The organism is Idiomarina abyssalis, assembly GCF_019797805.1.
Lineage (GTDB): Bacteria > Pseudomonadota > Gammaproteobacteria > Enterobacterales > Alteromonadaceae > Idiomarina > Idiomarina abyssalis.
Genome location: NZ_CP081832.1, coordinates 933,211 through 956,424, shown reverse-complemented (window position 1 = coordinate 956,424; position 23,214 = coordinate 933,211). Strand labels below are relative to the sequence as shown.

At 46.3% G+C, this 23,214-nt stretch carries 23 protein-coding genes; 16 read left to right on the top strand and 7 right to left on the bottom strand.

Features of this window, described 5'->3' with window-relative positions; translation table 11 throughout:
* Nucleotides 1-71: 71 nt before the first annotated feature.
* From K5X84_RS04455 to K5X84_RS04380, 16 genes are all read left to right on the top strand, one after another.
* A complete protein-coding gene (locus K5X84_RS04455; protein ID WP_054487112.1) occupies nucleotides 72-269 on the top strand; it encodes a hypothetical protein in 198 nt (65 codons plus the stop codon).
* A 36-nt stretch (nucleotides 270-305) separates the two neighbouring features.
* Nucleotides 306-2,882: a leucine--tRNA ligase gene (gene leuS, locus K5X84_RS04450; protein ID WP_199494440.1), complete on the top strand. Its 2,577-nt coding sequence runs from the start codon at nucleotides 306-308 to the stop codon at nucleotides 2,880-2,882.
* Nucleotides 2,883-2,885: 3 nt separating this feature from the next.
* A complete protein-coding gene (locus K5X84_RS04445; protein ID WP_054487107.1) occupies nucleotides 2,886-3,371 on the top strand; it encodes an LPS-assembly lipoprotein LptE in 486 nt (161 codons plus the stop codon).
* Nucleotides 3,372-3,383: 12 nt separating this feature from the next.
* Nucleotides 3,384-4,466, top strand: a complete 1,083-nt coding sequence (holA, locus tag K5X84_RS04440) for a DNA polymerase III subunit delta (protein WP_222236775.1) — start codon at nucleotides 3,384-3,386, stop codon at nucleotides 4,464-4,466.
* Nucleotides 4,463-5,092, top strand: a complete 630-nt coding sequence (nadD, locus tag K5X84_RS04435; protein ID WP_222236774.1) for a nicotinate-nucleotide adenylyltransferase — start codon at nucleotides 4,463-4,465, stop codon at nucleotides 5,090-5,092. The genes holA and nadD overlap by 4 nt, the downstream gene beginning before the upstream one ends.
* A 63-nt stretch (nucleotides 5,093-5,155) precedes the next feature.
* On the top strand, nucleotides 5,156-5,476 hold the full coding sequence (rsfS, locus tag K5X84_RS04430; protein WP_199494436.1) for a ribosome silencing factor: 321 nt from the start codon (nucleotides 5,156-5,158) through the stop codon (nucleotides 5,474-5,476).
* Complete coding sequence (gene rlmH, locus K5X84_RS04425) at nucleotides 5,477-5,947, top strand: 23S rRNA (pseudouridine(1915)-N(3))-methyltransferase RlmH (protein WP_054487098.1); 471 nt, start codon at nucleotides 5,477-5,479, stop codon at nucleotides 5,945-5,947. It abuts the gene before it with no gap.
* Between the two features lie 8 nt (nucleotides 5,948-5,955).
* Entirely contained in the window at nucleotides 5,956-7,851 is a 1,896-nt protein-coding gene (gene mrdA / locus K5X84_RS04420) for a penicillin-binding protein 2 (protein WP_199494435.1), read from the top strand.
* Nucleotides 7,838-8,956, top strand: a complete 1,119-nt coding sequence (gene rodA, locus K5X84_RS04415) for a rod shape-determining protein RodA (RefSeq protein ID WP_199494434.1) — start codon at nucleotides 7,838-7,840, stop codon at nucleotides 8,954-8,956. The genes mrdA and rodA overlap by 14 nt, the downstream gene beginning before the upstream one ends.
* A gap of 13 nt (nucleotides 8,957-8,969) precedes the next feature.
* On the top strand, nucleotides 8,970-9,941 hold the full coding sequence (gene mltB, locus K5X84_RS04410; protein WP_222236773.1) for a lytic murein transglycosylase B: 972 nt from the start codon (nucleotides 8,970-8,972) through the stop codon (nucleotides 9,939-9,941).
* Nucleotides 9,928-10,755, top strand: coding sequence for a septal ring lytic transglycosylase RlpA family protein (locus K5X84_RS04405; protein WP_222236772.1), 828 nt, complete (start codon nucleotides 9,928-9,930; stop codon nucleotides 10,753-10,755). Before mltB ends, K5X84_RS04405 begins: the two co-directional genes overlap by 14 nt.
* 62 nt (nucleotides 10,756-10,817) lie before the next feature.
* Entirely contained in the window at nucleotides 10,818-11,975 is a 1,158-nt protein-coding gene (locus K5X84_RS04400) for a D-alanyl-D-alanine carboxypeptidase family protein (RefSeq protein WP_199494431.1), read from the top strand.
* A 12-nt stretch (nucleotides 11,976-11,987) separates the two neighbouring features.
* Nucleotides 11,988-12,254 carry a DUF493 family protein YbeD gene (gene ybeD / locus K5X84_RS04395; RefSeq protein ID WP_054487085.1) on the top strand — a complete coding sequence of 89 codons (267 nt, stop codon included), beginning with the start codon at nucleotides 11,988-11,990 and terminating at the stop codon, nucleotides 12,252-12,254.
* A 44-nt stretch (nucleotides 12,255-12,298) separates the two neighbouring features.
* Nucleotides 12,299-12,964, top strand: coding sequence for a lipoyl(octanoyl) transferase LipB (gene lipB, locus K5X84_RS04390; RefSeq protein WP_054487083.1), 666 nt, complete (start codon nucleotides 12,299-12,301; stop codon nucleotides 12,962-12,964).
* Nucleotides 12,948-13,916, top strand: coding sequence for a lipoyl synthase (gene lipA, locus K5X84_RS04385; RefSeq protein ID WP_054487081.1), 969 nt, complete (start codon nucleotides 12,948-12,950; stop codon nucleotides 13,914-13,916). Before lipB ends, lipA begins: the two co-directional genes overlap by 17 nt.
* Before the next feature lie 15 nt (nucleotides 13,917-13,931).
* Nucleotides 13,932-14,324 carry an MAPEG family protein gene (locus tag K5X84_RS04380; RefSeq protein WP_199494430.1) on the top strand — a complete coding sequence of 131 codons (393 nt, stop codon included), beginning with the start codon at nucleotides 13,932-13,934 and terminating at the stop codon, nucleotides 14,322-14,324.
* 16 nt (nucleotides 14,325-14,340) lie between these two features.
* On the opposite strand, the gene K5X84_RS04375 is transcribed toward K5X84_RS04380, so the two are convergent.
* The 7 genes from K5X84_RS04375 to infB all read right to left on the bottom strand — a co-directional run bounded on the left by K5X84_RS04375 (nucleotide 14,341) and on the right by infB (nucleotide 23,200).
* Entirely contained in the window at nucleotides 14,341-15,456 is a 1,116-nt protein-coding gene (locus K5X84_RS04375; RefSeq protein ID WP_222236771.1) for an SEL1-like repeat protein, read from the bottom strand.
* Nucleotides 15,457-15,467: 11 nt separating this feature from the next.
* Nucleotides 15,468-16,352, bottom strand: a complete 885-nt coding sequence (gene nlpI, locus K5X84_RS04370; protein WP_199494428.1) for a lipoprotein NlpI — start codon at nucleotides 16,350-16,352, stop codon at nucleotides 15,468-15,470.
* Nucleotides 16,353-16,476: 124 nt separating this feature from the next.
* Nucleotides 16,477-18,627 carry a polyribonucleotide nucleotidyltransferase gene (pnp, locus tag K5X84_RS04365; protein ID WP_199494427.1) on the bottom strand — a complete coding sequence of 717 codons (2,151 nt, stop codon included), beginning with the start codon at nucleotides 18,625-18,627 and terminating at the stop codon, nucleotides 16,477-16,479.
* Between the two features lie 179 nt (nucleotides 18,628-18,806).
* Nucleotides 18,807-19,076, bottom strand: a complete 270-nt coding sequence (rpsO, locus tag K5X84_RS04360; RefSeq protein ID WP_054487070.1) for a 30S ribosomal protein S15 — start codon at nucleotides 19,074-19,076, stop codon at nucleotides 18,807-18,809.
* Nucleotides 19,077-19,172: 96 nt separating this feature from the next.
* Nucleotides 19,173-20,105: a tRNA pseudouridine(55) synthase TruB gene (truB, locus tag K5X84_RS04355; RefSeq protein ID WP_222236770.1), complete on the bottom strand. Its 933-nt coding sequence runs from the start codon at nucleotides 20,103-20,105 to the stop codon at nucleotides 19,173-19,175.
* Entirely contained in the window at nucleotides 20,105-20,491 is a 387-nt protein-coding gene (gene rbfA, locus K5X84_RS04350) for a 30S ribosome-binding factor RbfA (RefSeq protein ID WP_054487065.1), read from the bottom strand. Before rbfA ends, truB begins: the two co-directional genes overlap by 1 nt.
* 18 nt (nucleotides 20,492-20,509) lie before the next feature.
* The gene (gene infB, locus K5X84_RS04345; RefSeq protein ID WP_054487063.1) at nucleotides 20,510-23,200 is read right to left on the bottom strand and encodes a translation initiation factor IF-2; all 2,691 of its coding nucleotides are present in this window, start codon (nucleotides 23,198-23,200) and stop codon (nucleotides 20,510-20,512) included.
* Nucleotides 23,201-23,214 lie beyond the last annotated feature (14 nt).

Below are 23,214 nucleotides of genomic sequence, written 5' to 3'. Positions count from 1 at the left end.
CAGTACACTATAAAAGCTTAACTGAACGGTTCTGTTGCTGTTCTTTTCCATTTTTCTACAGGGATATCATTATGGAAAATATTTTTGATGCCATTCTTTTTGCTGTGCTTATTGCTGCAGGTGGTCTTGGATTAAGCTCCTGGCTTATGCTTTTCGGCATTGATAAGTCAGAGCCAGCCGAAGTCAAACAGCGCGCTGTTTTTGAAAACGGTTTCTTTGGTCTGGCCGGCATTATCATTATGCTTCTTATGTGGTACGCAATTAGCTAAGCCGACACTTAAATTCAACCGGAATCAGCAGGAATTATGCAAGAACAATACAACCCGAGCAAAATCGAATCTGCCATGCAAAAACGCTGGCAGGAGCAAGACGTATTTACGGCGAAAGAACAACCGGGCAAGGATAAGTTCTATTGCCTGTCCATGTTCCCCTACCCCAGTGGTAAATTGCACATGGGACACGTTCGTAACTACACCTTAGGTGATGTTATTAGTCGCCATCAGCGCATGCTCGGAAAAAATGTCATGCAACCCATGGGATGGGACGCCTTTGGACTACCTGCTGAAAATGCCGCAATACAAAATAAAACGGCGCCGGCTAAATGGACTTACCAAAATATCGACTATATGCGCGAACAGCTTAAAAGTCTTGGCTTTGGCTATGACTGGAAGCGTGAGCTTGCAACTTGTTCCCCTGATTACTACCGCTGGGAGCAATGGTTCTTCACTAAGCTGTATGAAAAAGGGCTGGTCTATAAAAAGAACGCAACCGTCAACTGGGATCCGGTTGATCAAACGGTTCTGGCTAATGAACAGGTTATTGATGGGCGCGGCTGGCGTTCAGGTGCCAAAGTAGAACAAAAAGAAATTCCTCAGTGGTTTATTAAAATTACCGATTACGCTGAAGAGTTATTGAATGACCTTGAGCAACTGGATGGCTGGCCAGAGCAAGTTAAGGCCATGCAACGTAACTGGATTGGCCGCTCTGAAGGCGTCGAAATTGACTTTAAAGTTGCAGCCACTGGTGAAAGTTTACGTGTTTATACCACGCGTCCCGACACTCTATACGGTGTTACCTATATGGGTGTTGCCGCACAACATCCGTTAGCTATTGAAGCCGCAAAAAATAACCCTGAACTGGCTAGCTTCATTGAAGATTGTAAGAACAGCAAAGTCGCAGAAGCCGACATTGCAACAATGGAAAAGCTGGGCATGGACACCGGCATTAAAGCCACTCACCCAATGACAGGTGAAGAGATCCCTATTTGGGTCGCTAACTTTGTTTTAATGGACTATGGCTCTGGCGCCGTTATGGCAGTGCCGGCACACGACCAGCGTGACTGGGAATTTGCAACTAAATACAAGCTGGAGATTCGCCCGGTTATTGAGCCTATTAGCGGCGACAGTGATATTCAAAAAGCGGCTATTACCGAAAAAGGCACCGTCATTAACTCCGGGCCTTACGACGGCATGAGTTCTGCACAAGCCTTTGACGCCATTGCCACTGAATTAAAAGAAAAAGGTATTGGCGAGCGTAAAGTCAATTACCGCCTGCGCGACTGGGGTGTATCACGTCAGCGTTACTGGGGCACTCCTATTCCTATGTTGAACCTGGAAAATGGTGAATCTGTGCCGGTTCCAGAAGACCAACTGCCGGTTAAACTGCCGGAAGATGTGGTCATGGATGGTGTTAACTCGCCAATTAAATCCGACCCGGAATGGCGCAAAACGGAATACAACGGTCAACCGGCAGAGCATGAAACCGATACCTTCGATACTTTCATGGAATCGTCGTGGTACTACGCTCGTTACTGTAGCGCACAAACCGATGACGCCATGCTGGATCCAGAAAAAGCCAATTACTGGTTGCCGGTTGATCAATACATTGGTGGTATTGAACACGCAATTCTGCATTTATTGTACGCTCGCTTCTTCCATAAGCTGTTGCGCGACACAGGGCTGGTTGACTCTGACGAGCCATTCAAACGCCTGCTCTGTCAGGGCATGGTTTTAGCCGACAGCTATTACCGCGAAGACGAGAAAGGCGGCAAGCAGTGGGTATCCCCTCTTGACGTTGATATTGAACGCGATGACAAAGGCGCTATTGCCGGAGCTAAACATAAGCAAGACGGCCAGCCGGTTGCTATAGGCGGCATGAGCAAAATGTCAAAGTCGAAGAACAACGGTATCGACCCGCAAACCATGGTTGAGCGCTACGGTGCCGACACCGTCCGCTTATTTATGATGTTTGCGGCGCCACCTGAAATGACCCTGGAATGGTCAGACTCGGGTGTTGAAGGAGCGCAACGCTTTTTGCGCCGCTTATGGAAGCTGACTTACGACTTAGTTAATGCGGGTGGTGCATGCAACGGCCACAGTTTAAACTCAGATCAAAAGCAACTGCGCCGCGAACTGCATAAGACCATCGCTAAAGTCAGTGACGACATGGGTCGTCGCCAACACTTCAACACCGCGATAGCAGCAATTATGGAGCTGTTAAACCACCTGCAAAAAGCGCCACTGGAAACCGAGGCAGACAGACAAATACTGGCTGAATCGATAGACGCCATGGTGCGCATGCTAGCTCCTATTACACCGCACATTTGCGAGCAATTGTGGCAAGAACTTGGCCATGAAGAACCTCTGGCGTTCGCTCAATGGCCAAGCGTCGATGAAAGTGCGTTGGTTGAAGACGAAAAGCTGATTGTGGTGCAAATTAATGGCAAAGTCCGCGCTAAACTGACAGTACCTGCCGATGCTTCAGCAGAGCAAGTTGAACAAATTGCGTTTGAGGAAGACTCTGTACAGAAGTACACCGAAGGAAAAGAGATTCGTAAGAAGATCTATGTTCCCGGGAAAATCCTCAATATTGTTGTTGGATAAGCTATGCGCGCAACGTTAAACCTTGTTCTCATCCTAGTGCTGATAGCCACCCTAACCGGTTGTGGCTTTCAGCTGCGCGGGAACTATCAATTGCCCGAAACACTGCAGTCGGTTTCTCTGAAAAGTCAGGTGTCAAAAGAGCTCAATGAGCATATGCAGCAACGCTTTGCGCATTCTGGCATTAAACTTTCAGAGGAAGCACAACCAATAACGGTTCACTTAACTTCCGACAAATTAGAGCGAAGAACATTGTCTTTGTTCGAAAGCGGCCAGGTTGCCGAATATGAATTGCTGTACCAGGTTAACTATCAATTAATACAAAACCAGCGTTTATTACTTGAACGCACGGTTGAAGTCGCCCGGGATTACCAGGACGATCCAAACTTTGCTCTGGCAAAAACCCGTGAACGCGAAATGCTGGTCGATGAAATGAGAGCGGAAGCTTCTCGTCTTATTTTGCAGCAAATCATTTCCGAAATGTCGGAGTAAAACCTTAAAGCAATGCAAACCATTTATCCTGAAAAGCTTGAACACTACTTGCAGCAAAATGGCGTTCCATCCGTTTTGTTGGTATTTGGTGATGACCTTTTACTCAGGAATGACGCACTAAGTAGCATTCGTAAGTACTTATCCTCCGATGATCTCGAACGCATACACTGGCTGCAAAGTAAGGACTTTGACTGGCAACAGCTTTCTTCCGGTGAACAGTCAATGAGCCTGTTCGGAAATAAACGTTTGCTGGAACTTGAGCTTCCGGATAATAAGCCGGGTCGTGACGGCTCTGCGGCTTTAACCGAATATGCACAAAATCAGTCTGAAAACGACATATTCGTTGTTATTGGTGATCGCCTTAAAAAAGAAACTCAAAACAGCCGCTGGTTCAAAGCGCTGGCGGAACGCGGCCCTTTAGTCCGGACACAAAGCCCGGATAAATCCCAACTGCCGGCATTTATTCATCAACGAGCTCAACGTTATCAATTAACCTTAGCTACAGGCGTTCCTGAAAAGTTATCGGACTGGTTTGAAGGCAACTTATTAGCTCTGGATCAGGAGCTCAGTAAGTGGCAACTTCTGAGCAATGACGGAATCATTACCGAAGAATTTCTGCAAACATCTATTGATGATGTTAGCCGCTTCAGCGTATTTGCGCTTCAGGAGAGTATTCAGCAACAGGACTACGAAGACGCTTTGCATCGGTTAAATCGCTTGTTAGATGAAGAAAACGATTTCCATCGGCTCATCTGGATCCTCCAACGCGAGGTGCAACTGTTATCGGCTCTGCAAAAGGCGCAACAAACACAGGCTGATACAAACGCCCTGTTCCGGCAGTTTATGATTTGGCCGAATCAGCAACCCGGCTATCATAAACGAGCCTCTCAGCTGAGCCAAAAAACGCTGCTTGGCGCACAAAGACTTATTGAAAGAATCGAGGCTGCATTAAAGCTCGACAGCGGCGAGTCGCCTCTGATATTAACGACGCACCTTCTCAGTTTACTGTGTTGCAACAACGCTGATGCCATTAATCAGACTCTTTCTGTATTTAGTCACGGCATTGAGCCTAATGAGCAGTTTATTCATTTATGATACGAGCATTCTTTGGCGGAACTTTTGATCCCATTCACAACGGACATTTAGAAACAGCCTCAGCTCTGGTCGATGAACTGGACATTGCTACTTTGTCGCTCATGCCAAGCGCCGTGCCTCCGCACCGGCCTCAACCCTGCGCCAGTGCCCGGCAAAGATTGGAAATGGTGAAGCTTGCCTGTCAGCAACACCCTGCTTTTACGGCTGAAGACTGGGAATTAAAACAAGACCGACTTTCCTACACCGCTCATACATTAAGCGAGTTTAAAGAGCGCTTTCCCAATGACATTCTGCTCTTTGTTATGGGTATGGACTCCTTAATGAGTCTCCATAAATGGCATAACTGGACACAACTTACCGATAACGCACACCTGATTGTTATGCCGCGAGCCGGCGTAGACTTCAGCCCTCAGGATGACGAGCTAAAGTCCTTTATTGCAACGCATCTGACGAAACACAAAAAAGATTTAACCGAACAATCTTCAGGTTATGTCTATATTGCACAAACCCCGATGGTTGATGTTTCAGCGACTGAACTACGCGAACAATTGCAGCAACGCAAACCTAACCTCCCCCTACCCTCCAGTGTTTATGACTACATAAGGCAACATCAGCTGTATTTGTGACTGAACACTTTTCTTAATTTCTGTTAAACTTCGGGTTTTAATCCTCAAATCGGAGAAAATCTTTTGCAGGCAGAAGAATTGCGTGAATTTGTCATTGATAAAATCGATGATCTTAAAGGTCGTGACGTTCAAATTTTAGATGTTCATGATAAAACTGACGTTGTTGACTACATGATCATCTGCTCTGGCAGCTCGAAAACGCATGTACGAAGTATTGCTGAACATGTCGCTACAGAGGCGAAACATGCTGGTACACCTCCAATTGGCGTTGAAGGTGGTGAACAATCTGAGTGGGTTTTGGTTGACCTTGGTGATGTCGTGGTGCATGTAATGCAGGATAGCATTCGCGATTTCTATCAATTAGAAAAACTCTGGGGCCAGTAAGTGCAAATTCAATTACTCGCCGTTGGCACCAAAATGCCCACGTGGGTTACTGAAGGCTTTAACGAATACAAAAAGCGGTTCCCGGCAGATTGCAAACTGGTTTTACATGAAATTGCTGCTCAAAAACGTACCCGCAAAGCGGATTTAAAGCGCGTTATGCAGCAAGAAGGTAAATTACTTCTGCAAGCAATACCTAAAGGGAACCGAATTGTCACTTTAGAGGTCACAGGTCAGGCCTGGGACACACCTAAACTTGCTCAACAGTTAGAAAAGTGGCAAATGGATGGCAGAGATGTCACTCTGTTGATAGGCGGACCCGAAGGCCTCTCTGATGAGTGCCTGGCTGCAGCTGAACAACGCTGGTCATTGTCTAAACTCACTCTGCCCCATCCAGTGGTAAGGTTAATTGTCGCAGAGAGTTTATATAGGGCCTGGAGCCTAAATAACAATCATCCGTACCATAGAGAATAATAATAACAATGCGTCAGCGCACCCACATACGTGATCATGATACCGAAGCAGCCGTTTTTGGGCGTCGCGTTTTAGTCGCGATGGTGATTGTCGTGGCCGCTTTTGTTGCGTTAGCGTCAAACATGTATCACTTGCAGGTTAGTGAACATAATGAACTTCAGACCCGTTCCAACGATAACCGGATAAAGCTGCTGCCGCTGGCACCTAACAGGGGCTTAATCTATGACCGTAACGGCGTTTTGCTTGCTGAAAACACTCCTATTTATAGTTTAGATGTCACTCCTGAAGAAATCGATGATTTGGACAGCACCCTGAGTCAACTTCAGAAATTGCTGAGCTTTCCGGATACCACTATTGATCGTTTTTATCGGAACCTGAAAAACCAGCGGCGATTTAACAATGTCCCCCTACTGGACGACCTGAATGAGCAGCAGCTTGCTATCTTTGCAGCGCAGCAACATAAATATCCGGGCGTTAGTATTGAAGCACGGCTAATACGTAACTACCCTCACAAGGAACTGTTAACGCACGCCGTGGGTTACGTTGCGAAAATTAATCGTAACGATGTAGAGAAACTCCGTGAAAGCGGAGAACTACCCAATTACGCAGCCAGCAGAACCATTGGTAAACTCGGCATTGAGAAGTATTACGAAAAAGAATTACATGGTGAAGTTGGTTACCAGAGTGTTGAAGTTAATAACCGTGGCAGAGCCGTGCGCACACTCAGTATAGAAGCGCCAACACCCGGTCAGGATATTGTCTTAGAACTGGACCTAGAGTTGCAACGCAAAGCGGCTGAATTATTGGGCGAACAACGAGGTTCTATTATTTTAATGGATGCAACAACCGGCGGAATTCTCTCCATGACCAGTACGCCGAGTTATGATCCTAACTGGTTCGTCAACGGTATTTCCGTCAAACAGTATCAATCTTTATTAAACTCAACCCAAAGCCCTCTGTTAAACCGGGTCACTCAGGGGGCATATCCCCCTGCATCGACAGTAAAACCGCAAATTGGTTTGCTTGGATTAGAAGACGGAACCATTACAGAAAAAACCCGCATCTGGGACCCCGGCTGGTTTGAAATTAAAGGTGTCGACAGGCGTTACCGGGACTGGCTGGCCTGGGGGCACGGTTGGGTTGATGTAGAAACAGCAATTACTGAAAGTTGCGACACCTTCTACTACGACTTAGCGTTAAAACTGGGGGTCGATAAAATATCCAGCTTTATGGAACAGTTTGGGTTTGGTCAGAAAACCGGTATTGATCTTCATGAAGAAGTATCCGCTCTGATGCCATCTCGCGGCTGGAAACGAGCCCGCTTTGGCCAGCCCTGGTACGCTGGCGAAACACTATCGGTCGGTATAGGTCAAAGCTACTGGACGGCAACCCCAATGCAATTGGCGGTAGCTACCGCAATGGTTGCAAATAAAGGCGAACACCTGGTTCCTCGTCTACTGAAAGGCAAAATACAGGACGGCGAATTTGAAGAGGCGTTAATTACTCATCGCGAACCGTTAAAGTTAAAGGACAGTAATAACTGGGAAATCATTACTAAAGCAATGCGTAACGTTAACATGGAGCAAAAAGGAACAGCGCAGTCTGCCTTTAAAGACGCCCCCTATTCATCCGCGGGAAAAACAGGGACTGCTCAGGTAAGAAGCCTGGGACAAGAAGAAGAATACAATGCCGAAGATATCGCAGAACGCTACCGGGACAACGCCATGTATGTCGGTTATGCACCAGCTGATGACCCCAAAGTTATTGTTGTGGTAACCATTGAAAACTCTCTGGGTGGCGGCGGAAGCGTGGCAGCTCCGGTCGCAAGAAAAATGCTTGATCTTTGGCATACTCGCTTTAATAACGGCAATAAACAGCAGGAAAATACTAATGCTGACGACTGAAGAGCGCCAACGCAATCCGTTACTAAAGAAGCTCCACATTGATGGACCGCTTCTTCTCCCTTTGATCATCCTGTCGATTGTCAGCCTTTTTGTTATCTACAGCGCTGCAGGTCAGGACATTGATGTTGTAAAAAGACAATCCGTTCGCATTGGTTTGTCATTTGTCGTCCTTTTCATCGTTGCGCAAATTCCTCCCCGCGCTCTGTCACGTTTTGCAGTGCCTGCTTTTATTGTGGGAGTACTGTTACTAATCGCAGTACTTGCTTTTGGCGAAATGGGAAAAGGCGCACAACGCTGGTTGGATATTGGCCCGTTAACCATACAACCGTCAGAGATTATGAAGTTAGCTATGCCACTAATGTTGGCCTGGTATATGAATCAGCGTCCCATTCCGCCTTCAATTTACCGGCTGTTTGGGGCTTTAGTTCTGGTTATTATTCCCACTTTACTCATTGCTCGACAGCCAGATTTAGGGACATCCCTACTCGTAGCCTGCGCAGGAATTTTCGTCATTTTCCTCGCCGGACTCAGTTGGAAGCTTGTCACCACTGCAGGGATTACAGCTGCCGCTTTTACGCCGGTTCTCTGGTTCTACCTTATGCACGACTATCAGCGCCAACGCGTATTAACTTTTTTGAACCCTGAGCGCGATCCTCTGGGTTCCGGTTACCACATTATCCAGTCAAAAATAGCCATCGGCTCTGGTGGGATAGATGGCAAAGGCTGGTTGCAAGGCACGCAGTCTCAACTAGAGTTTTTACCTGAACGCCATACGGACTTTATTTTCTCAGTGTTTAGCGAAGAGTTTGGGCTTACCGGCGTTATCCTTCTGCTTGCCCTCTATGGCTTTGTTATTTTGCGAGGCTTAATTATCGCTCTGCAAACACAGGATATTTTTAGCAAACTCTTGGCGGGCTCTTTGACACTAACTTTCTTCGTTTATGTTTTTGTAAATATTGGTATGGTTTCAGGACTCTTACCTGTGGTTGGGGTACCATTACCTTTAATCAGTTACGGGGGCACCTCAATGGTGACGCTGATGGCCGGGTTTGGCATTTTGATGTCCATTGCGACCCACCATCGCCTGGTAATGAAAAATGGCTAAACAGGGGATTCCTATGCGCGCTTTATTTGGGTTAGCTTTGCTTACCGCTACAACCAGTTTTTATGCAACGGCTCAACAGCAGTCGAGTGAAGTTGAAGATTTTATTCAAGAGCAGGTTCAAGAACATCAGCTTGATGAAGACAAAGTTCGTCAATGGCTTTCAAAAGCCAACAAAAATGAAGAAGTGCTTGAAGCAATCCAGCGCCCATGGGAAGCCAAACCCTGGTATCAATATTACCCTATTTTCCTCACGGAAAAGCGTCTTGAGTCGGGCGTTAAATTTTGGCGCGAACATAAAGATACGCTTGAGCGCGCTGAGCAAGAATATGGCGTTCCGGCACAAATCATCGTTGCTATAATTGGCGTTGAAACCTTTTATGGTAGTTATATGGGCAAATACTCTGTCCTTGATTCACTTTACACTTTAGGTTTTCACTACCCTCCCCGTTCAAAATTCTTTCGCTCTGAACTTGGTGAATTTTTCCAGTTAGCCTCCGAAGAAGGCTGGAACGTCAGTGAAGCCAAGGGTTCATATGCAGGTGCTATGGGATTCGGACAGTTTATTTCGTCCAGTTACCGCCACTATGCCGTCGATTTTGATGGCGACGGTCAGCGAGACATTTTAACCAATCCGGTCGATGCCATAGGCAGTGTCGCGAATTACTTTGCGAAGCATAAATGGCAACAAGGGCAGCCTGTTGCTCAGCCACTTGATGAATCGCAAAACTGGAAAGACCTGGTCAGTGACGGTATGAAGCCAAACCTAAAGCGCTCTGATATAGAAAGTAAAGGCTATGACCTTCCATCTCACAGCGCAGTCAATGAAGAGACTAAAGTGCGAGTTTTCGAGTTTGAAACCGAACAAGCCCATGAATACTGGTTAGCGTACGATAACTTCTATGTTATTACGCGATATAACCATAGCCCTTTATATGCGATGGCCGTCTATCAGTTTAGTGAGCAACTGAAGAATGAAGTGGAATAGCTTATTGATATTACTGCTGAGTACCTTTCTGCTCAGCAGTTGCTCAAATTCGCCAACGGGTCGCTACAGTCAACACAAAGACAGCGCCCCCACCCGGCTACCTAACGAGTCGGAACTGCGTAATGCCGTTCCTGTTCACGAACCTATTAGTCCTCAAGGCAACCGTGACTACCGGGTACTGGGTAATGACTATGAAGTCATGGAAAGTGCAGCAGGCTATGTCGAGGAAGGTTACGCTTCCTGGTACGGCAATAAGTTTCACGGGCACCTGACTTCTAATGGCGAGTATTATGACATGTACAGCATGTCCGCTGCGCATACACGCCTGCCTCTGCCAACCTACGTTAAAGTCACTAACCTGAGAAATGACCGTAGCGTTGTGGTCAGAGTGAATGACCGAGGTCCGTTTCATCCGGAACGTATTATCGACTTATCCTTCGCTGCAGCCTATAAACTGGACATGTTAGACAGTGGCACAGCTCCGGTCAAAATTGAGGCTATAAGTTTGAATACTCCCATGCCTGCGGCACAAAAAACAGCCACAGAAAACCGACCTGATTACCTCATTCAATTAGTGGCATCGTCAAACCCTGACCGTTTATCGCAATTAAAACACGACTTACCGCCGAAGTTTCAGGAGATTGCAACTACTGAACAAAGTCATGGTCTACATAAATTAATGCTGGGTCCGGTTTCAGAAGATGACAGCTACGATTTGCTGGAGCAAATACGGTCTTCAGGATACCCGGAAGCTTTTCGCGTAAAGGCAGCGCAAAGTCAGTCCGATACTCCTGACGCTAAGCATCATAACTGATATAATCCGGCCCCATTACGCACTCGATTCACCTTTTGACCGATAAGATAAAGATAATTCCAATGAAAAAAATTTGTCACCTTTTTACAGTTGTAACCCTATTATTCAGCTCAGCAAGTTTTGCGGCCCAGTCATTGGTTCCCAATGCGCCGTCAATTAACGCCAAAGCTTACATACTTATCGATCACACCACGGGTAAGGTTCTGGCCGAAGGTAACTCTGCTGAGAGCCTTCCTCCTGCAAGCCTGACCAAAATGATGACAAGTTATATCATTGGTAAAGAAATACTTGCCGGCCGTATTAGCTCAAACGACATGGTTACCATTAGCGAAAATGCCTGGGCAAAGAACTTCCCTGAGTCCTCAAAAATGTTCATTGAGGTTGGCAAAGAAATCAGCGTGGAAGACCTGAATCGCGGCATTATTATTTCGTCAGGTAACGATGCCTGCGTGGCTATGGCTGAGCATATTGCCGGCAGTGAAGACGCATTTGCCGACTTAATGAATAACTACGCTGAACAAATTGGCATGAACGACAGCCACTTCTCAAACAGTCACGGTTTACCAGACCCCGATCAGTACGTTTCTGCTCGTGACATGGCGACTTTAGCTAGTGCTTTAATTGAAGAAACGCCGGAAGAGTACGCACTTTATGCGGAGAAGTCGTTCACCTTCAACAACATTAAGCAGTACAACCGCAACTCATTACTCTGGGACCGCAGCTTAAACGTAGACGGCATAAAAACAGGACATACCAACGAAGCAGGTTATAGCCTTGTCTCATCTGCAGTTGAAGACGGCACACGTTTAATTGCTGTGGTAATGGGGACTAACAGCGAACAGGCTCGTAAAGTAGAAAGTAAAAAGCTGCTTAACTACGGTTTCCGCTACTACGAAACCGTCAAAGCCTATAGTGCTGGTGAGAGCTTTATTTCTCATCGCATTTGGGGGGGAGACCTTGACGAAGTTGAGCTTGGAATCAGTGAAGATGTGGTCATTACTTTACCGAAAGGCCAGCGCGACAAACTGAAAGCTAACTTTGAACTTGATCAGCAGTTGCAAGCGCCATTATCAAAAGGCCAGCATGTTGGAACAGTCTACCTTCAGTTGAACGATGAAGATGTCGCATCTTTCCCGTTAGTGACTCTGCAGGCAGTTGAGGAAGGCGGTTTCTTCAAGAAAATTATGGATTATATTAAACAGCAGTTTAGTGAAGAATAAAGGTTAAGATAGATGCAAAAGACACGCTTTGATGAACTGGTAGACTTCCCTTGTCACTTTACTTTTAAAGTGATGGGGGTTGCCAGTGCCAGCCTTCCTGATCAAGTTGTCGAAGTTTTACAGGAGCATGCTCCCGGTGATTATTCTCCTTCGGTAAAACCTAGCAGTAAAGGCAATTATCATTCGGTTTCTGTCGCTGTGCGTGTAGAAAGTCAGGAACATATTGAAATTCTTTATCGATCGTTGTCGGATATTGACGACGTTCGCTACGTTCTGTAGTTGCAAGACTAGCCGTTGTTCTAGACAAACGTTATAATGACGGCATGAACGATACCTTAATTATTCGTGAATTAGGCAGGCAGCCATACGAACCCGTATGGCATGCTATGCAACAATTCACCGACCAGCGCGACGAACACACTGCAGACGAGCTGTGGGTGGTTGAACATGACCCTGTGTTTACCCAAGGGCAGGCCGGAAAGGCCGAGCATATTCTGGCTCCCGGCGATATTCCCGTTATTCAAGTCGACAGAGGTGGGCAGGTAACCTACCACGGCCCGGGTCAGGTTGTTATTTATTTTCTTCTGAATATTCGTCGCCTAAATTACGGTGTCCGCCAGTTAGTCAATCAAATTGAAAACACGGTTATCGGGACTCTTGCCGATTACCGTATTGATGCTCAAGCTCGACGCGATGCTCCGGGTGTCTACGTTGGTAATGATAAAATTTGCTCGTTAGGGCTGCGTATTCGTAAAGGCTGTTCATTCCATGGGTTGGCGTTAAACGTCAATATGGATATGGAACCCTTTGCCCGGATCAACCCTTGTGGGCTATCGGGCATAAAAATGATTCAAACCAAGGATCTCAATGGTCCTGAAAGCTTTAGTGAAGCCGCTAATGCAGTGATAAAACACTTCACTAGTTCAGTTTCCTACAGCAACATTCTTCAACAAACGGGACTCGCTCAAGATTATGTCAAAGCCAGTTAGAGTTGAACCTGGTGTCAAAATGCGTGACGCCGATAAAATGGCACTGATACCAGTACAAATTATTCCCACAGAACGCGACCAGATGTTGCGTAAGCCGTCGTGGTTGAAGGTGAAGCTCCCTTCTTCAACTGAGCGTATTGATGAAATTAAACAGGCTATGCGCAGCCATGGCCTGCATTCTGTTTGTGAGGAAGCTTCCTGTCCAAATTTACCGGAATGTTTTAACCACGGTACAGCCAGCTTTATGATTCTGGGTGATATTTGCACGCGTCGTTGTCCATTCTGCGATGTTGCTCATGGTCGCCCTCTTCCGCCGGATCCTGAAGAAGCTGAAAAACTGGGCAAAACAATTCGCGACATGAAAGTGAAGTATGTCGTTATTACCTCAGTTGATCGTGATGATTTACGCGATGGCGGGGCTCAGCATTTTGCCGATTGTATTCGTGAAATACGTAAACACAGCGAAAACAATATTCAGGTTGAAGTACTTGTACCGGACTTTCGTGGCCGTATGCAAGTAGCGCTTGATATCCTGAAAGATGAAGCGCCTGATGTGTTCAACCACAACCTTGAAACTGTGCCGCGCCTTTATAAAGCAGCTCGTCCAGGTGCAAACTATCAGTGGTCTTTAGATTTGCTGCAAAAATACAAAGAGGCTCGTCCTGATATACGCACTAAATCAGGGCTGATGGTTGGCCTTGGCGAAACCAAAGAAGAAATACTGGAGGTTATGAAAGACCTCCGTGCGCATGATGTCGACATGTTGACTATCGGCCAGTATTTACAGCCTAGCCGCCACCATATTCCGGTTGCCCGCTATGTTCACCCGGATGAATTTGAAGAGCTGCGCGTTGCAGGTGTTGAAATGGGCTTCAGCCATATTGCCAGCGGTCCGCTAGTACGTTCTTCTTATCATGCCGACTTGCAGGCAGCGGGTGAAACTGTACGTTAATTAGGAAGCTTGACCATGAGCCTTTTACTGTGGTGTTTACTCATTGCCGGAGTCTTGCCTATTTTAGCCAAGGCTCCTGTGGTTTATTTTCAGAATCGCGACAACGGTTACGACAATAAACATCCCAGAGCTCAGCAACAGCGCTTACTTGGGCGAGGTGCCCGCGCTGTTGCAGGTCATTACAATGCCTATGAAGCTTTCCCGTTATTTGCCGCTGCAATTCTAGCTGCTATAGCCACTTCTCAGGTAACCGAAAGAATTGAGTTTCTGGGCGTTTCATTCATTGTGTTAAGAGTGCTTTACCACATTGCGTACTTAAGCAACTACGACAAGTTACGTTCGCTCATCTGGTTTCTGGCAACACTTTGTCCGGTGCTTATCCTGGCTCAAGTAGCGCTCTCTGTATAGTCTTCTTACACGGCAGTTATTGATGTTTCCGCAATAACTTCAAATAAAGCTCTGGCCATAGTCCGGTATTGTGCTGCTCCATCGCCGTTTTGACATTTACCGGACGCCAAGCTTGTTTATCACTAATAGCATTGCAGGTGTCAGCTTTAAAAAGTCCTATATCGCGACTTTCCGAGCTGCCCAGGCGCCACTTCTCCCCTTCTTGCTGGGCTATTTCTTTCCATGAAGGTATTTCACTTTTCCATGGTAAGTTGTCATAGATGTCCCGTATTTGGTCGCTGGAATAGTACTTAGCATGGCCAGAAACAACAATATTTAAACTTTCATGCTCATAATGGCCGTTGCAAAATTTCCGGGCCAGAGACTCCGACATGGCATACTCATCGGCAAAGCCCAGCCAATGTCCTAGCTCATGTTGAATAACTTTTTCTGAGCTATCGGGGGTCAATGTCAATGTTCGACTGTCCGCACTCGCAATCCCCTTATCCGCCAATATCACTGTTCTGTCAGCTACTTTATCTGAACGACAACTTGCTCTACCGCGCTCATCACCAATAGTGCATGATAATTCCTCGTCCAGAGCCCAACCGATGCACCAGTTACTGGTCGTAAAAGGGGAGTTTTTTACGGCCGATAAAAAATCAAGGTAGCGCTTTTTTGCGCTTTGATTAGCCGCTATCACTTTAATACTTATATCGCAGTTATCATTTTTCTGGTAACGCTCAAGTAACGCAAACTTTTGCTTTAACCAGGGTTCATCGGCACTTTGCCAACGGTGCTGCCACTGTCCTATTGAAATGTTATCGTCTGTCAGTTCAGTCATTGCAACTTGCCGCTTAGCGGCGGGGTCACCAGCAGCGACAGCCAATTTTAACCAGTCGTCGTTAGCTTTAGGAAAAGCACGAATTAAGCTCTCGATGGCAGGAGAATACTTTTGTTTGGCAGAGCGCTGCCACCAGTAATGAGCGGCAGTGCGATTTTTGTCTTGCCAATAACGGTTAGCTAATTGATATTGCGCTTTCGCATTACCTTTATGCGCTGACCAGTTCAATGTTTGCTGTGAATTAAAGACTTGATGAGACCCGCTACTTATAACCAAAAAAGCAGAAAGTACTAACAGCCGTCCTTTCATCAAATGGCTCTTTACCGGTTTAATAACGCGTGACGAATACGCGTTAACTCAACCGACGCATAACGGTGCTCAACAAACTCATAAACATTCGTCATTAAAGCCAGTTTAAAATAATTCATAGCTTCCAGCTGATCACCTTTTATCTGCATATACTTTCCCAAATAAAAGTAAGCTTCACATAAACGCTCTGTCAGTTTTTCAGAATCACCCAAGTTACGGGTCATACGTTCTAAAAAAGCCTCTTTAGAAAGCTTATCCGCATACAGTTGCGTAATCTGATAACCCCATTCGCTTTTATCAAGCTTTTCAGAATTTTCTTCCAGACTAATCTGCGCCTGTTCCGGATCATTTTCATATTCCGCTAAAAATAGCCAAATAACCCGGTAAGGGTCTTCCGGTTCTTTCTCCAAATGATACTCTAAGTCTTCCTGAGAAAGCTCGGTTCTTGCATCGTAGTACTCAGCTATTCCTCGATTCAAATAAGCGTAACGATGCTCGGGATCCAACTCAATTGCTGAGTCAAAAGCTTCATACGCATAATCGAATTCTTCTAACTGTGTGTATTGAATACCTAAAAAATTATAGGCATCCGCTAGTCTCGGGTTATATTCCAACGCACGAGTGAAATCCATTCTGGCCAGAGTTCTTAGTCCGACAGCATCGTATAGGGCGCCACGGCGATAATATAGCTCTGCTCGTTGTTCCTGGGTTAAATCCTCTCCCAACATCTGAGCAATACGCGCGAGCTCTATTTCATAACGAAATTCTGCGCGCTCAGGCTCTGCAAGCACAACATTGTCCGGCAATTGATTAACTGAATTTTGCGACGCACACCCGGTCAACGCTCCTAACAACAAAAGAGCTCCGATGAATGCACTACTTGTTCGCACCTGCATAATATTTCCTTTGAATAAACCTATAGCTCTATTACAGCACACTCGAAGCCAAACAGGCAAAAGCCAGACATAAAAAAACCCCGTTTAAACGGGGTTTTTAACAAAGCTTAGAGAATCTTTACGATTATTCTTCGCTTTTGTTTTCTTCTTCAGCAGCTGGTTCTGCAGGAGCTTCAGTTGCTGGCTCTTCTTTTTTCTCAGCAGCTTCTTTCATGCTCAGACGGACACGACCCTGGCGATCAATTTCCAGTACTTTAACCGGAACGACATCACCAACTTTCAGGTATTCGTTTACGTCATTAACACGTTCTTCTGCAATTTGAGAAATATGAACTAAGCCGTCTTTCCCTGGTAACACAGTAACAAACGCACCGAAGTCTACGATACGCGCTACTTTACCCTGGTAAATTTTACCTACTTCAACATTAGCCGTTAACTGCTTGATTTTCTCAATAGCGGCGTCGGCATCTGCCTGGTCGCTTGCTGCAACTTTAATGGTACCGTCATCACCAATCTCAATGTTGGTATTGGTTGATTCGGTCAGCTCACGAATGACCGCTCCACCTTTACCGATAACGTCTTTGATCTTGTCCTGATCAATTTTGATAGTGGTAAAGCGAGGCGCATAAGTAGAAAGCTCTTCACGGTGACCGCCAATGGCTTCGTCCATCACTTTCAGAATGTGTAGGCGAGCTGATTTAGCCTGCGCTAATGCACTTTCCATGATGTCGCGAGTGATACCATCAATTTTAATGTCCATTTGCAAGGCAGTAATACCATCGGTGTTACCGGCTACTTTAAAGTCCATATCACCTAAGTGATCTTCATCACCAAGGATATCGGAAAGAACAACGTGCTTGTCGCCTTCTTTAACCAAGCCCATAGCGATACCCGCTACAGAAGACTTAATTGGCACACCAGCGTCCATTAACGCCAATGAAGAACCACAAACTGAGGCCATTGAACTTGAACCGTTTGATTCGGTAATTTCTGAAACCACTCGAATAGTGTAAGGGAATTCATCGTGGCTAGGCATAACTGCCTGAATACCACGTTTCGCCAAACGACCATGACCAATTTCACGACGTTTTGGCGATCCAACCATACCCGTTTCGCCAACACAGTATGGAGGGAAGTTATAATGCAGCATGAAGCGATTTGTGTTCATACCAGTCAGCTCGTCAATCATCTGAGCATCACGATCGGTACCTAAGGTAGCAGTTACCAACGCCTGAGTCTCACCACGGGTAAACAATGATGAACCGTGAGTACGCGGTAATACACCAGTAGCGACACTAATAGCACGAACCATGTCAGGGTCGCGGCCATCGATACGCTTTTCACCAGCAATAATACGGCTACGTACAATGTCACTTTCCAGGTCGTGGAAGATTTTGCCGGCTTCTTCTAAATCGACGTTTTCATCTTCAGCAGTTAGCTTCTCGACCATCTGCTCTTTAACTTGGTCAAGCTTACCTTTACGTTCTGCTTTGTCGGTAGTGCGGTAGGCTTCGCCAATACCTTGCTCTGCCAATTCACGAACTTTGGTCTGCAAGCTTTCATCTTTTGCAGGAGCCTGCCAGTCCCACTTCTCTTTGCCTGCTTCTGCAGTAAATTCAGTAATGGCTTTAATAACGTCCTGCATTGCTTCGTGACCGTACATAACGGCACCAAGCATTTGGTCTTCAGACAGCAACTCAGCTTCTGATTCAACCATTAATACGGCTTTATCCGTACCCGCAACCACAAGATCCAGCTTGGAGTTTTCTAACTCGTCGGCGGTTGGGTTTAGTACGTATTCATCATTAACCACACCAACACGTGCTGCGCCAATTGGGCCTGCAAAAGGAGCACCAGAAATGGATAAAGCTGCTGACGCGCCAATTAAAGCGACGATATCAGGGTTAATCTGAGGGTTTACTGAAACAACAGTAGCAACAACCTGTACTTCGTTCATGAAGCCATCTGGAAATAATGGACGAATTGGTCGGTCAATTAAGCGACTGGTTAACGTTTCGTTTTCGCTAGGACGCCCTTCACGCTTAAAGAAACCGCCAGGAATTTTACCGGCTGCGTAAGTCTTTTCTTGGTAATTGACTGTTAACGGGAAAAAGTTTTGCCCTTCACGTGCTTCTTTTTTGGCAACAACAGTGACTAAGACTGTTGTGTCATCGATGCTGGCAAGTACAGAACCAGTCGCCTGACGTGCTATTACGCCAGTTTCTAATGTGACTGTATGCTGACCGTACTGAAATTGTTTAGTTATTGGATTCACGTTTCTTTCCTTTACCTTCAAAATATAGAGTATCCGGATTGATACTCGTCTTCTCTCTTTATTTATCTCGTCGCATAGTATAAGGGAATTGTGACAAAATTAAGACCCATAAGCCTAAAAAGAATACAAAAAAAGGGCCAAAAGGCCCTTTTTAAAAATTCTTTATGCGTTGGTGTGTCTTAGCGACGGATACCTAAACGCTCAACAAGTGCTACATAGCGTTTTTCGTCTTTACGCTTCAGGTAATCAAGAAGCTTACGACGACGGCTAACCATACGTAACAGACCACGACGTGAATGGTGATCTTTCTTATGTGATTTAAAGTGGTCTTGTAATTCAGCCAGGTTTTTTGTCAAAAGCGCAACCTGCACTTCAGGAGAACCCGTATCGTTCTCGCCTTGACCAAATTCTTTTACAATTTCAGCTTTCTGTTCAACAGTTAGTGACATGATAACTCCTAAGTTTGTCAAAATGATCGACGCCAATCACTAATTCAGCGTCGATATGAAGGCGGCGATTATACCCACCTAACAACACAAAAACAACTATAAATCAGCATACTCAAGAGCAATAACGCGACGCGGCCATAATTCCATATTTTTCACCCGGCCAACGCCTAAAAACTGAGACTGTTCATTAAGAACCCGCCACTCTTCGGCTTCATTTGCATCGCTTACCGGTAAAGGAATAGGCTGCCCATGAAGAAAGTCTCTGGTCTGTGTCTGAGTTACTGTAATCTTTGGCAGTTCGCCTAACAGCAGGTCAGCTGGTTGCAACAAATCATCCAGCGCAGACTGGCCCTGCTCCGCCGCTTTTTCCAACTGCTCCGGCGTTACCATGGTCGATTCGTTAATATCGGCCACCGCATTACGATGCAAACTGGAAACGTGTGCGCCACACCCCAAAGCCTGACCCAAATCATCCACCAGCGTCCGAATGTACGTACCTTTGCTGCAACTGACTTGAAGAACGACCTTACTTCCCTCGACAGCCAACAACTCTATAGAGTGTATTGTAATTTCGCGTGTCTTTTTGGGAACCTCAATACCGCGCCGAGCGTAATAATACAGAGGCCGGCCTTCATGCTTTAACGCTGAATAAATAGAGGGTGATTGCGCTTGCTTACCAATAAAGTTCTGAATTACCTCGGCAATATGTTTAGCATCAACCGAAACCGGTTTTTCTTCAACAACTTCGCCTTCGGCGTCGCTCGTAGTCGTTCGGACGCCTAGCAAAGCTTCAACCCGATACGCTTTATCGGCATCAAGTAAGTACTGTGAGAACTTTGTCGCTTCTCCCAGGCAGATGGGCAGAATTCCAGTGGCTAAAGGATCTAGGGCTCCGGTATGACCGGCTTTTTGTGCATTATACAGGCGCTTAACATGCTGCAGGGCATGGTTTGAACTCATGCCCTGCGGTTTATTCAATAAAACTACGCCCGTGACTGCACGGCCTTTGCGTAGACGAGCTTTAGACATTAATCGTCTCCGCTGTTTTCACTGCTTTTTTTATCTCGCTCGCGTGCTTCTGCAACCAGCTTACCCATGCGAATACCTTCATTTAACGAGGCATCGTGCTGGAATTTAAGTTGCGGAACTATGCGTGCCTTAATGCGTTTACCTAACAAAGAACGAATAAAGCCAGATGCTTCATTCAGCACTTTTAACGCCTGCTTAACTTGTTCAGGGTCATCTTGAAAAAAGGTAACGAACACCTTGGCATAAGCTAAATCGCGAGAAACTTCCACATCGGATACTGTGACCATGCTAACGCGAGGATCTTTTATCTCGCGCTGCAGGATCATAGCGATTTCTCGTTGTAGCTGGTGCCGTACCCTTTCGGTACGGCTAAACTCTTGTGCCATAAATTACTGTGTCCTTGATTAAAGCGTACGTTCTATCTGGACTGTTTCGAAGACTTCAATTTGGTCGCCTTCTTTGACATCGTTGTAGTTCTTAACACCGATACCACATTCCATGCCGTTACGAACTTCCTGAACGTCATCTTTAAAGCGACGCAGTGATTCAAGCTCACCTTCGTAAATAACAACGTTGTCACGAAGTACGCGAATTGGTGCTGAACGTTTGACGATACCTTCAGTTACCATACAACCGGCAATTGCACCGATCTTAGGTGATTTGAAGACATCGCGAACTTCTGCCAGACCAATGATCTGTTGTTTGAACTCAGGCTGCAGCATACCGCTCATCGCTGCTTTAACTTCGTCAATCAAGTCGTAAATGACGCTGTAATAGCGCAAGTCTACACTTTCTTGCTCAACCAGTTTTCTAGCGGCCGCTTCGGCACGAACGTTAAAACCAACAACAATCGCATTCGATGCACTGGCCAGAGAAATATCGGTTTCAGTGATACCACCAACACCGCTACCAATGATGTTCACTTTCACTTCATCAGTCGACAGCTTAGTCAGAGCATCAGAAATCGCTTCCAATGAGCCTTGTACGTCTGACTTCAGGACAATGTTCAGTTCAGCAACGTCACCTTCAGCCATGTCCGCAAACATGTTTTCCAGTTTCGCTTTTTGCTGTTTCGCTAATTTCACATCACGGTATTTACCCTGACGGTAGTTAGCTACTTCACGTGCTTTACGCTCGTCCTTAACAACCGTTGCTTCGTCACCTGCCTGAGGAACACCAGACAAGCCAAGTATTTCTACAGGAATTGAAGGACCGGCCTCTTTAATTTCTTTACCGGTTTCGTCGCGCATGGCACGAATACGTCCGTACTCAAGGCCACACAGTACAACATCACCTTGCTTCAACAAACCGCGCTGAACAAGAACCGTCGCTACTGGTCCACGACCACGATCCAGACGTGATTCAACCACGATACCTGAGGCCATGCCGGTTTTTTCTGCGCGTAAATCCAGTACTTCAGATTGCAACAGAATTGCTTCTAACAGCTCGTCAATCCCTTCACCGGTGTGAGCTGACAGCGGAATAAACTGCACGTCACCACCCCAGTCTTCCGGAATGACTTCCAGCTGAGACAGTTCGTTTTTCACACGATCCGGATCTGCGCCTTCTTTATCCATTTTGTTTACAGCGACCACCAGAGGTACGCCAGCTGCTTTCGCGTGCTGAACCGCTTCTTTGGTCTGTGGCATAACGCCGTCGTCCGCTGCAACAACCAAAATAACAACATCGGTTGCGCCGGCACCACGTGCACGCATCGAGGTAAAGGCCGCGTGTCCCGGAGTATCAAGGAAGGTTACCATTCCGTGACCGGTTTCTACGTGGTATGCACCAATATGCTGGGTAATACCACCCGCTTCGCCGGATGCGACTTTCGCTTTACGAATGTAATCCAGTAACGACGTTTTACCGTGGTCAACGTGACCCATAACCGTTACAACCGGAGCACGAGGTGCTTCTTCACCACCTTCATGACGGTCAGAAAGCACTTCCTCTTCCAACGCATTGTCTTTGACAAGCGCGGGCTTGTGTCCAAGCTCTTCAACAACTAAGGCAGCTGTGTCCTGATCAAGAATTTGGTTAATCGTAACCATCTCGCCCATTTTCATCATGGTCTTGATAAGCTCACTGGCTTTAATTGCCATACGGTTAGCCAGTTCGCCAACAGTAATGGTTTCGCCAATTTTTACATCACGCTCGACCGGCTGCGCTGGCTTATTAAAGCCCTGTTGCAGTGATGAACCACGACGAGCACCTTTACGACGCTTCTCGCGACGCGGCGTTTCATCACTTTCTTCATCTTTGCGACGACGTTTTTTGCCGCGCTTGCGACTTTTACGTTCTTCGTCGAAGTCCTGAGCGTCTTCAGCTTCCTGAGCTGTAGAAGACGTTGTAAAGTGCACATCTTCCTGCTCTTGCTGCTTACGTTTCTGCTCTTCTTCTTCCCAGCGTTTTGCATTTTCTTCAGCTAGTTTACGAGCTTCTTCCGCTTGCGCTTCCGCTTCTTTTTCAGCCTTTTTACGGGCTTCTTCTTCCTGCTGACGCTTCAGTTTTTCGGCTTCTGCTTTCGCTTTGTCTGCCGCTTCACGTTCTTCAGGTGTCATCGCTGCACGTTTCTCAGCTTCCGCCTTTTGACGTGCCTTCTCTTTTTCTTTACGCAGTTTCTCTTTTTCAGCTTTTTCTTTCTCAGCTTTTTCACGCTCTACTTTAGCTTTCGCTTCAGCTTCTTTGCGCTGCTTCTCTTCTTCGCGTTTTTGCTCTTCTTCGCGAAGTTTAGCTTCTTCTGCTTCTTTTTCTTTGGCTAAGCGTTCTTGCTCTTCACGTTCCTGCTCTTCACTCGCCGAACGTTTGACATAAGTGCGTTTTTTGCGCACTTCTACCTGAACGGATTTAGAATCTCTTCCGCCGCCAACACTTAACGTACTTTTCGTTTTACGCTTTAAAGTCATTTTGCTGGGTTCAGAGCTGCCGCCACCGCCATGCTGACGGTTCAAGTGAGCCAGTAATTTCTGTTTTTCATCTTCATTAACAGAATCACCCGCTTTCTTGGTCATGCCCGCTTCAGCGAACTGCTGAACCAGACGATCAACTGTTGTACCGACATCTTTGGCCAGCTTATCGAGCGTTACTTCTTCCATAGTCTGTTGTACCT

What these genes read in the sequence shown, in the direction of transcription:
- K5X84_RS04375 (WP_222236771.1), bottom strand. Translation starts at nt 15,456, where the DNA reads ATGAAAGGACGGCTGTTAGTACTTTCTGCTTTTTTGGTTATAAGTAGC.
- mltB (WP_222236773.1), top strand. Translation starts at nt 8,970, where the DNA reads ATGCGCGCTTTATTTGGGTTAGCTTTGCTTACCGCTACAACCAGTTTT.
- holA (WP_222236775.1), top strand. Translation starts at nt 3,384, where the DNA reads ATGCAAACCATTTATCCTGAAAAGCTTGAACACTACTTGCAGCAAAAT.
- K5X84_RS04400 (WP_199494431.1), top strand. Translation starts at nt 10,818, where the DNA reads ATGAAAAAAATTTGTCACCTTTTTACAGTTGTAACCCTATTATTCAGC.
- ybeD (WP_054487085.1), top strand. Translation starts at nt 11,988, where the DNA reads ATGCAAAAGACACGCTTTGATGAACTGGTAGACTTCCCTTGTCACTTT.
- nlpI (WP_199494428.1), bottom strand. Translation starts at nt 16,352, where the DNA reads ATGCAGGTGCGAACAAGTAGTGCATTCATCGGAGCTCTTTTGTTGTTA.
- rodA (WP_199494434.1), top strand. Translation starts at nt 7,838, where the DNA reads ATGCTGACGACTGAAGAGCGCCAACGCAATCCGTTACTAAAGAAGCTC.
- rbfA (WP_054487065.1), bottom strand. Translation starts at nt 20,491, where the DNA reads ATGGCACAAGAGTTTAGCCGTACCGAAAGGGTACGGCACCAGCTACAA.
- infB (WP_054487063.1), bottom strand. Translation starts at nt 23,200, where the DNA reads ATGGAAGAAGTAACGCTCGATAAGCTGGCCAAAGATGTCGGTACAACA.
- rpsO (WP_054487070.1), bottom strand. Translation starts at nt 19,076, where the DNA reads ATGTCACTAACTGTTGAACAGAAAGCTGAAATTGTAAAAGAATTTGGT.
- lipA (WP_054487081.1), top strand. Translation starts at nt 12,948, where the DNA reads ATGTCAAAGCCAGTTAGAGTTGAACCTGGTGTCAAAATGCGTGACGCC.
- K5X84_RS04405 (WP_222236772.1), top strand. Translation starts at nt 9,928, where the DNA reads ATGAAGTGGAATAGCTTATTGATATTACTGCTGAGTACCTTTCTGCTC.
- leuS (WP_199494440.1), top strand. Translation starts at nt 306, where the DNA reads ATGCAAGAACAATACAACCCGAGCAAAATCGAATCTGCCATGCAAAAA.
- K5X84_RS04445 (WP_054487107.1), top strand. Translation starts at nt 2,886, where the DNA reads ATGCGCGCAACGTTAAACCTTGTTCTCATCCTAGTGCTGATAGCCACC.
- K5X84_RS04380 (WP_199494430.1), top strand. Translation starts at nt 13,932, where the DNA reads ATGAGCCTTTTACTGTGGTGTTTACTCATTGCCGGAGTCTTGCCTATT.
- truB (WP_222236770.1), bottom strand. Translation starts at nt 20,105, where the DNA reads ATGTCTAAAGCTCGTCTACGCAAAGGCCGTGCAGTCACGGGCGTAGTT.
- nadD (WP_222236774.1), top strand. Translation starts at nt 4,463, where the DNA reads ATGATACGAGCATTCTTTGGCGGAACTTTTGATCCCATTCACAACGGA.
- lipB (WP_054487083.1), top strand. Translation starts at nt 12,299, where the DNA reads ATGAACGATACCTTAATTATTCGTGAATTAGGCAGGCAGCCATACGAA.
- K5X84_RS04455 (WP_054487112.1), top strand. Translation starts at nt 72, where the DNA reads ATGGAAAATATTTTTGATGCCATTCTTTTTGCTGTGCTTATTGCTGCA.
- mrdA (WP_199494435.1), top strand. Translation starts at nt 5,956, where the DNA reads ATGCGTCAGCGCACCCACATACGTGATCATGATACCGAAGCAGCCGTT.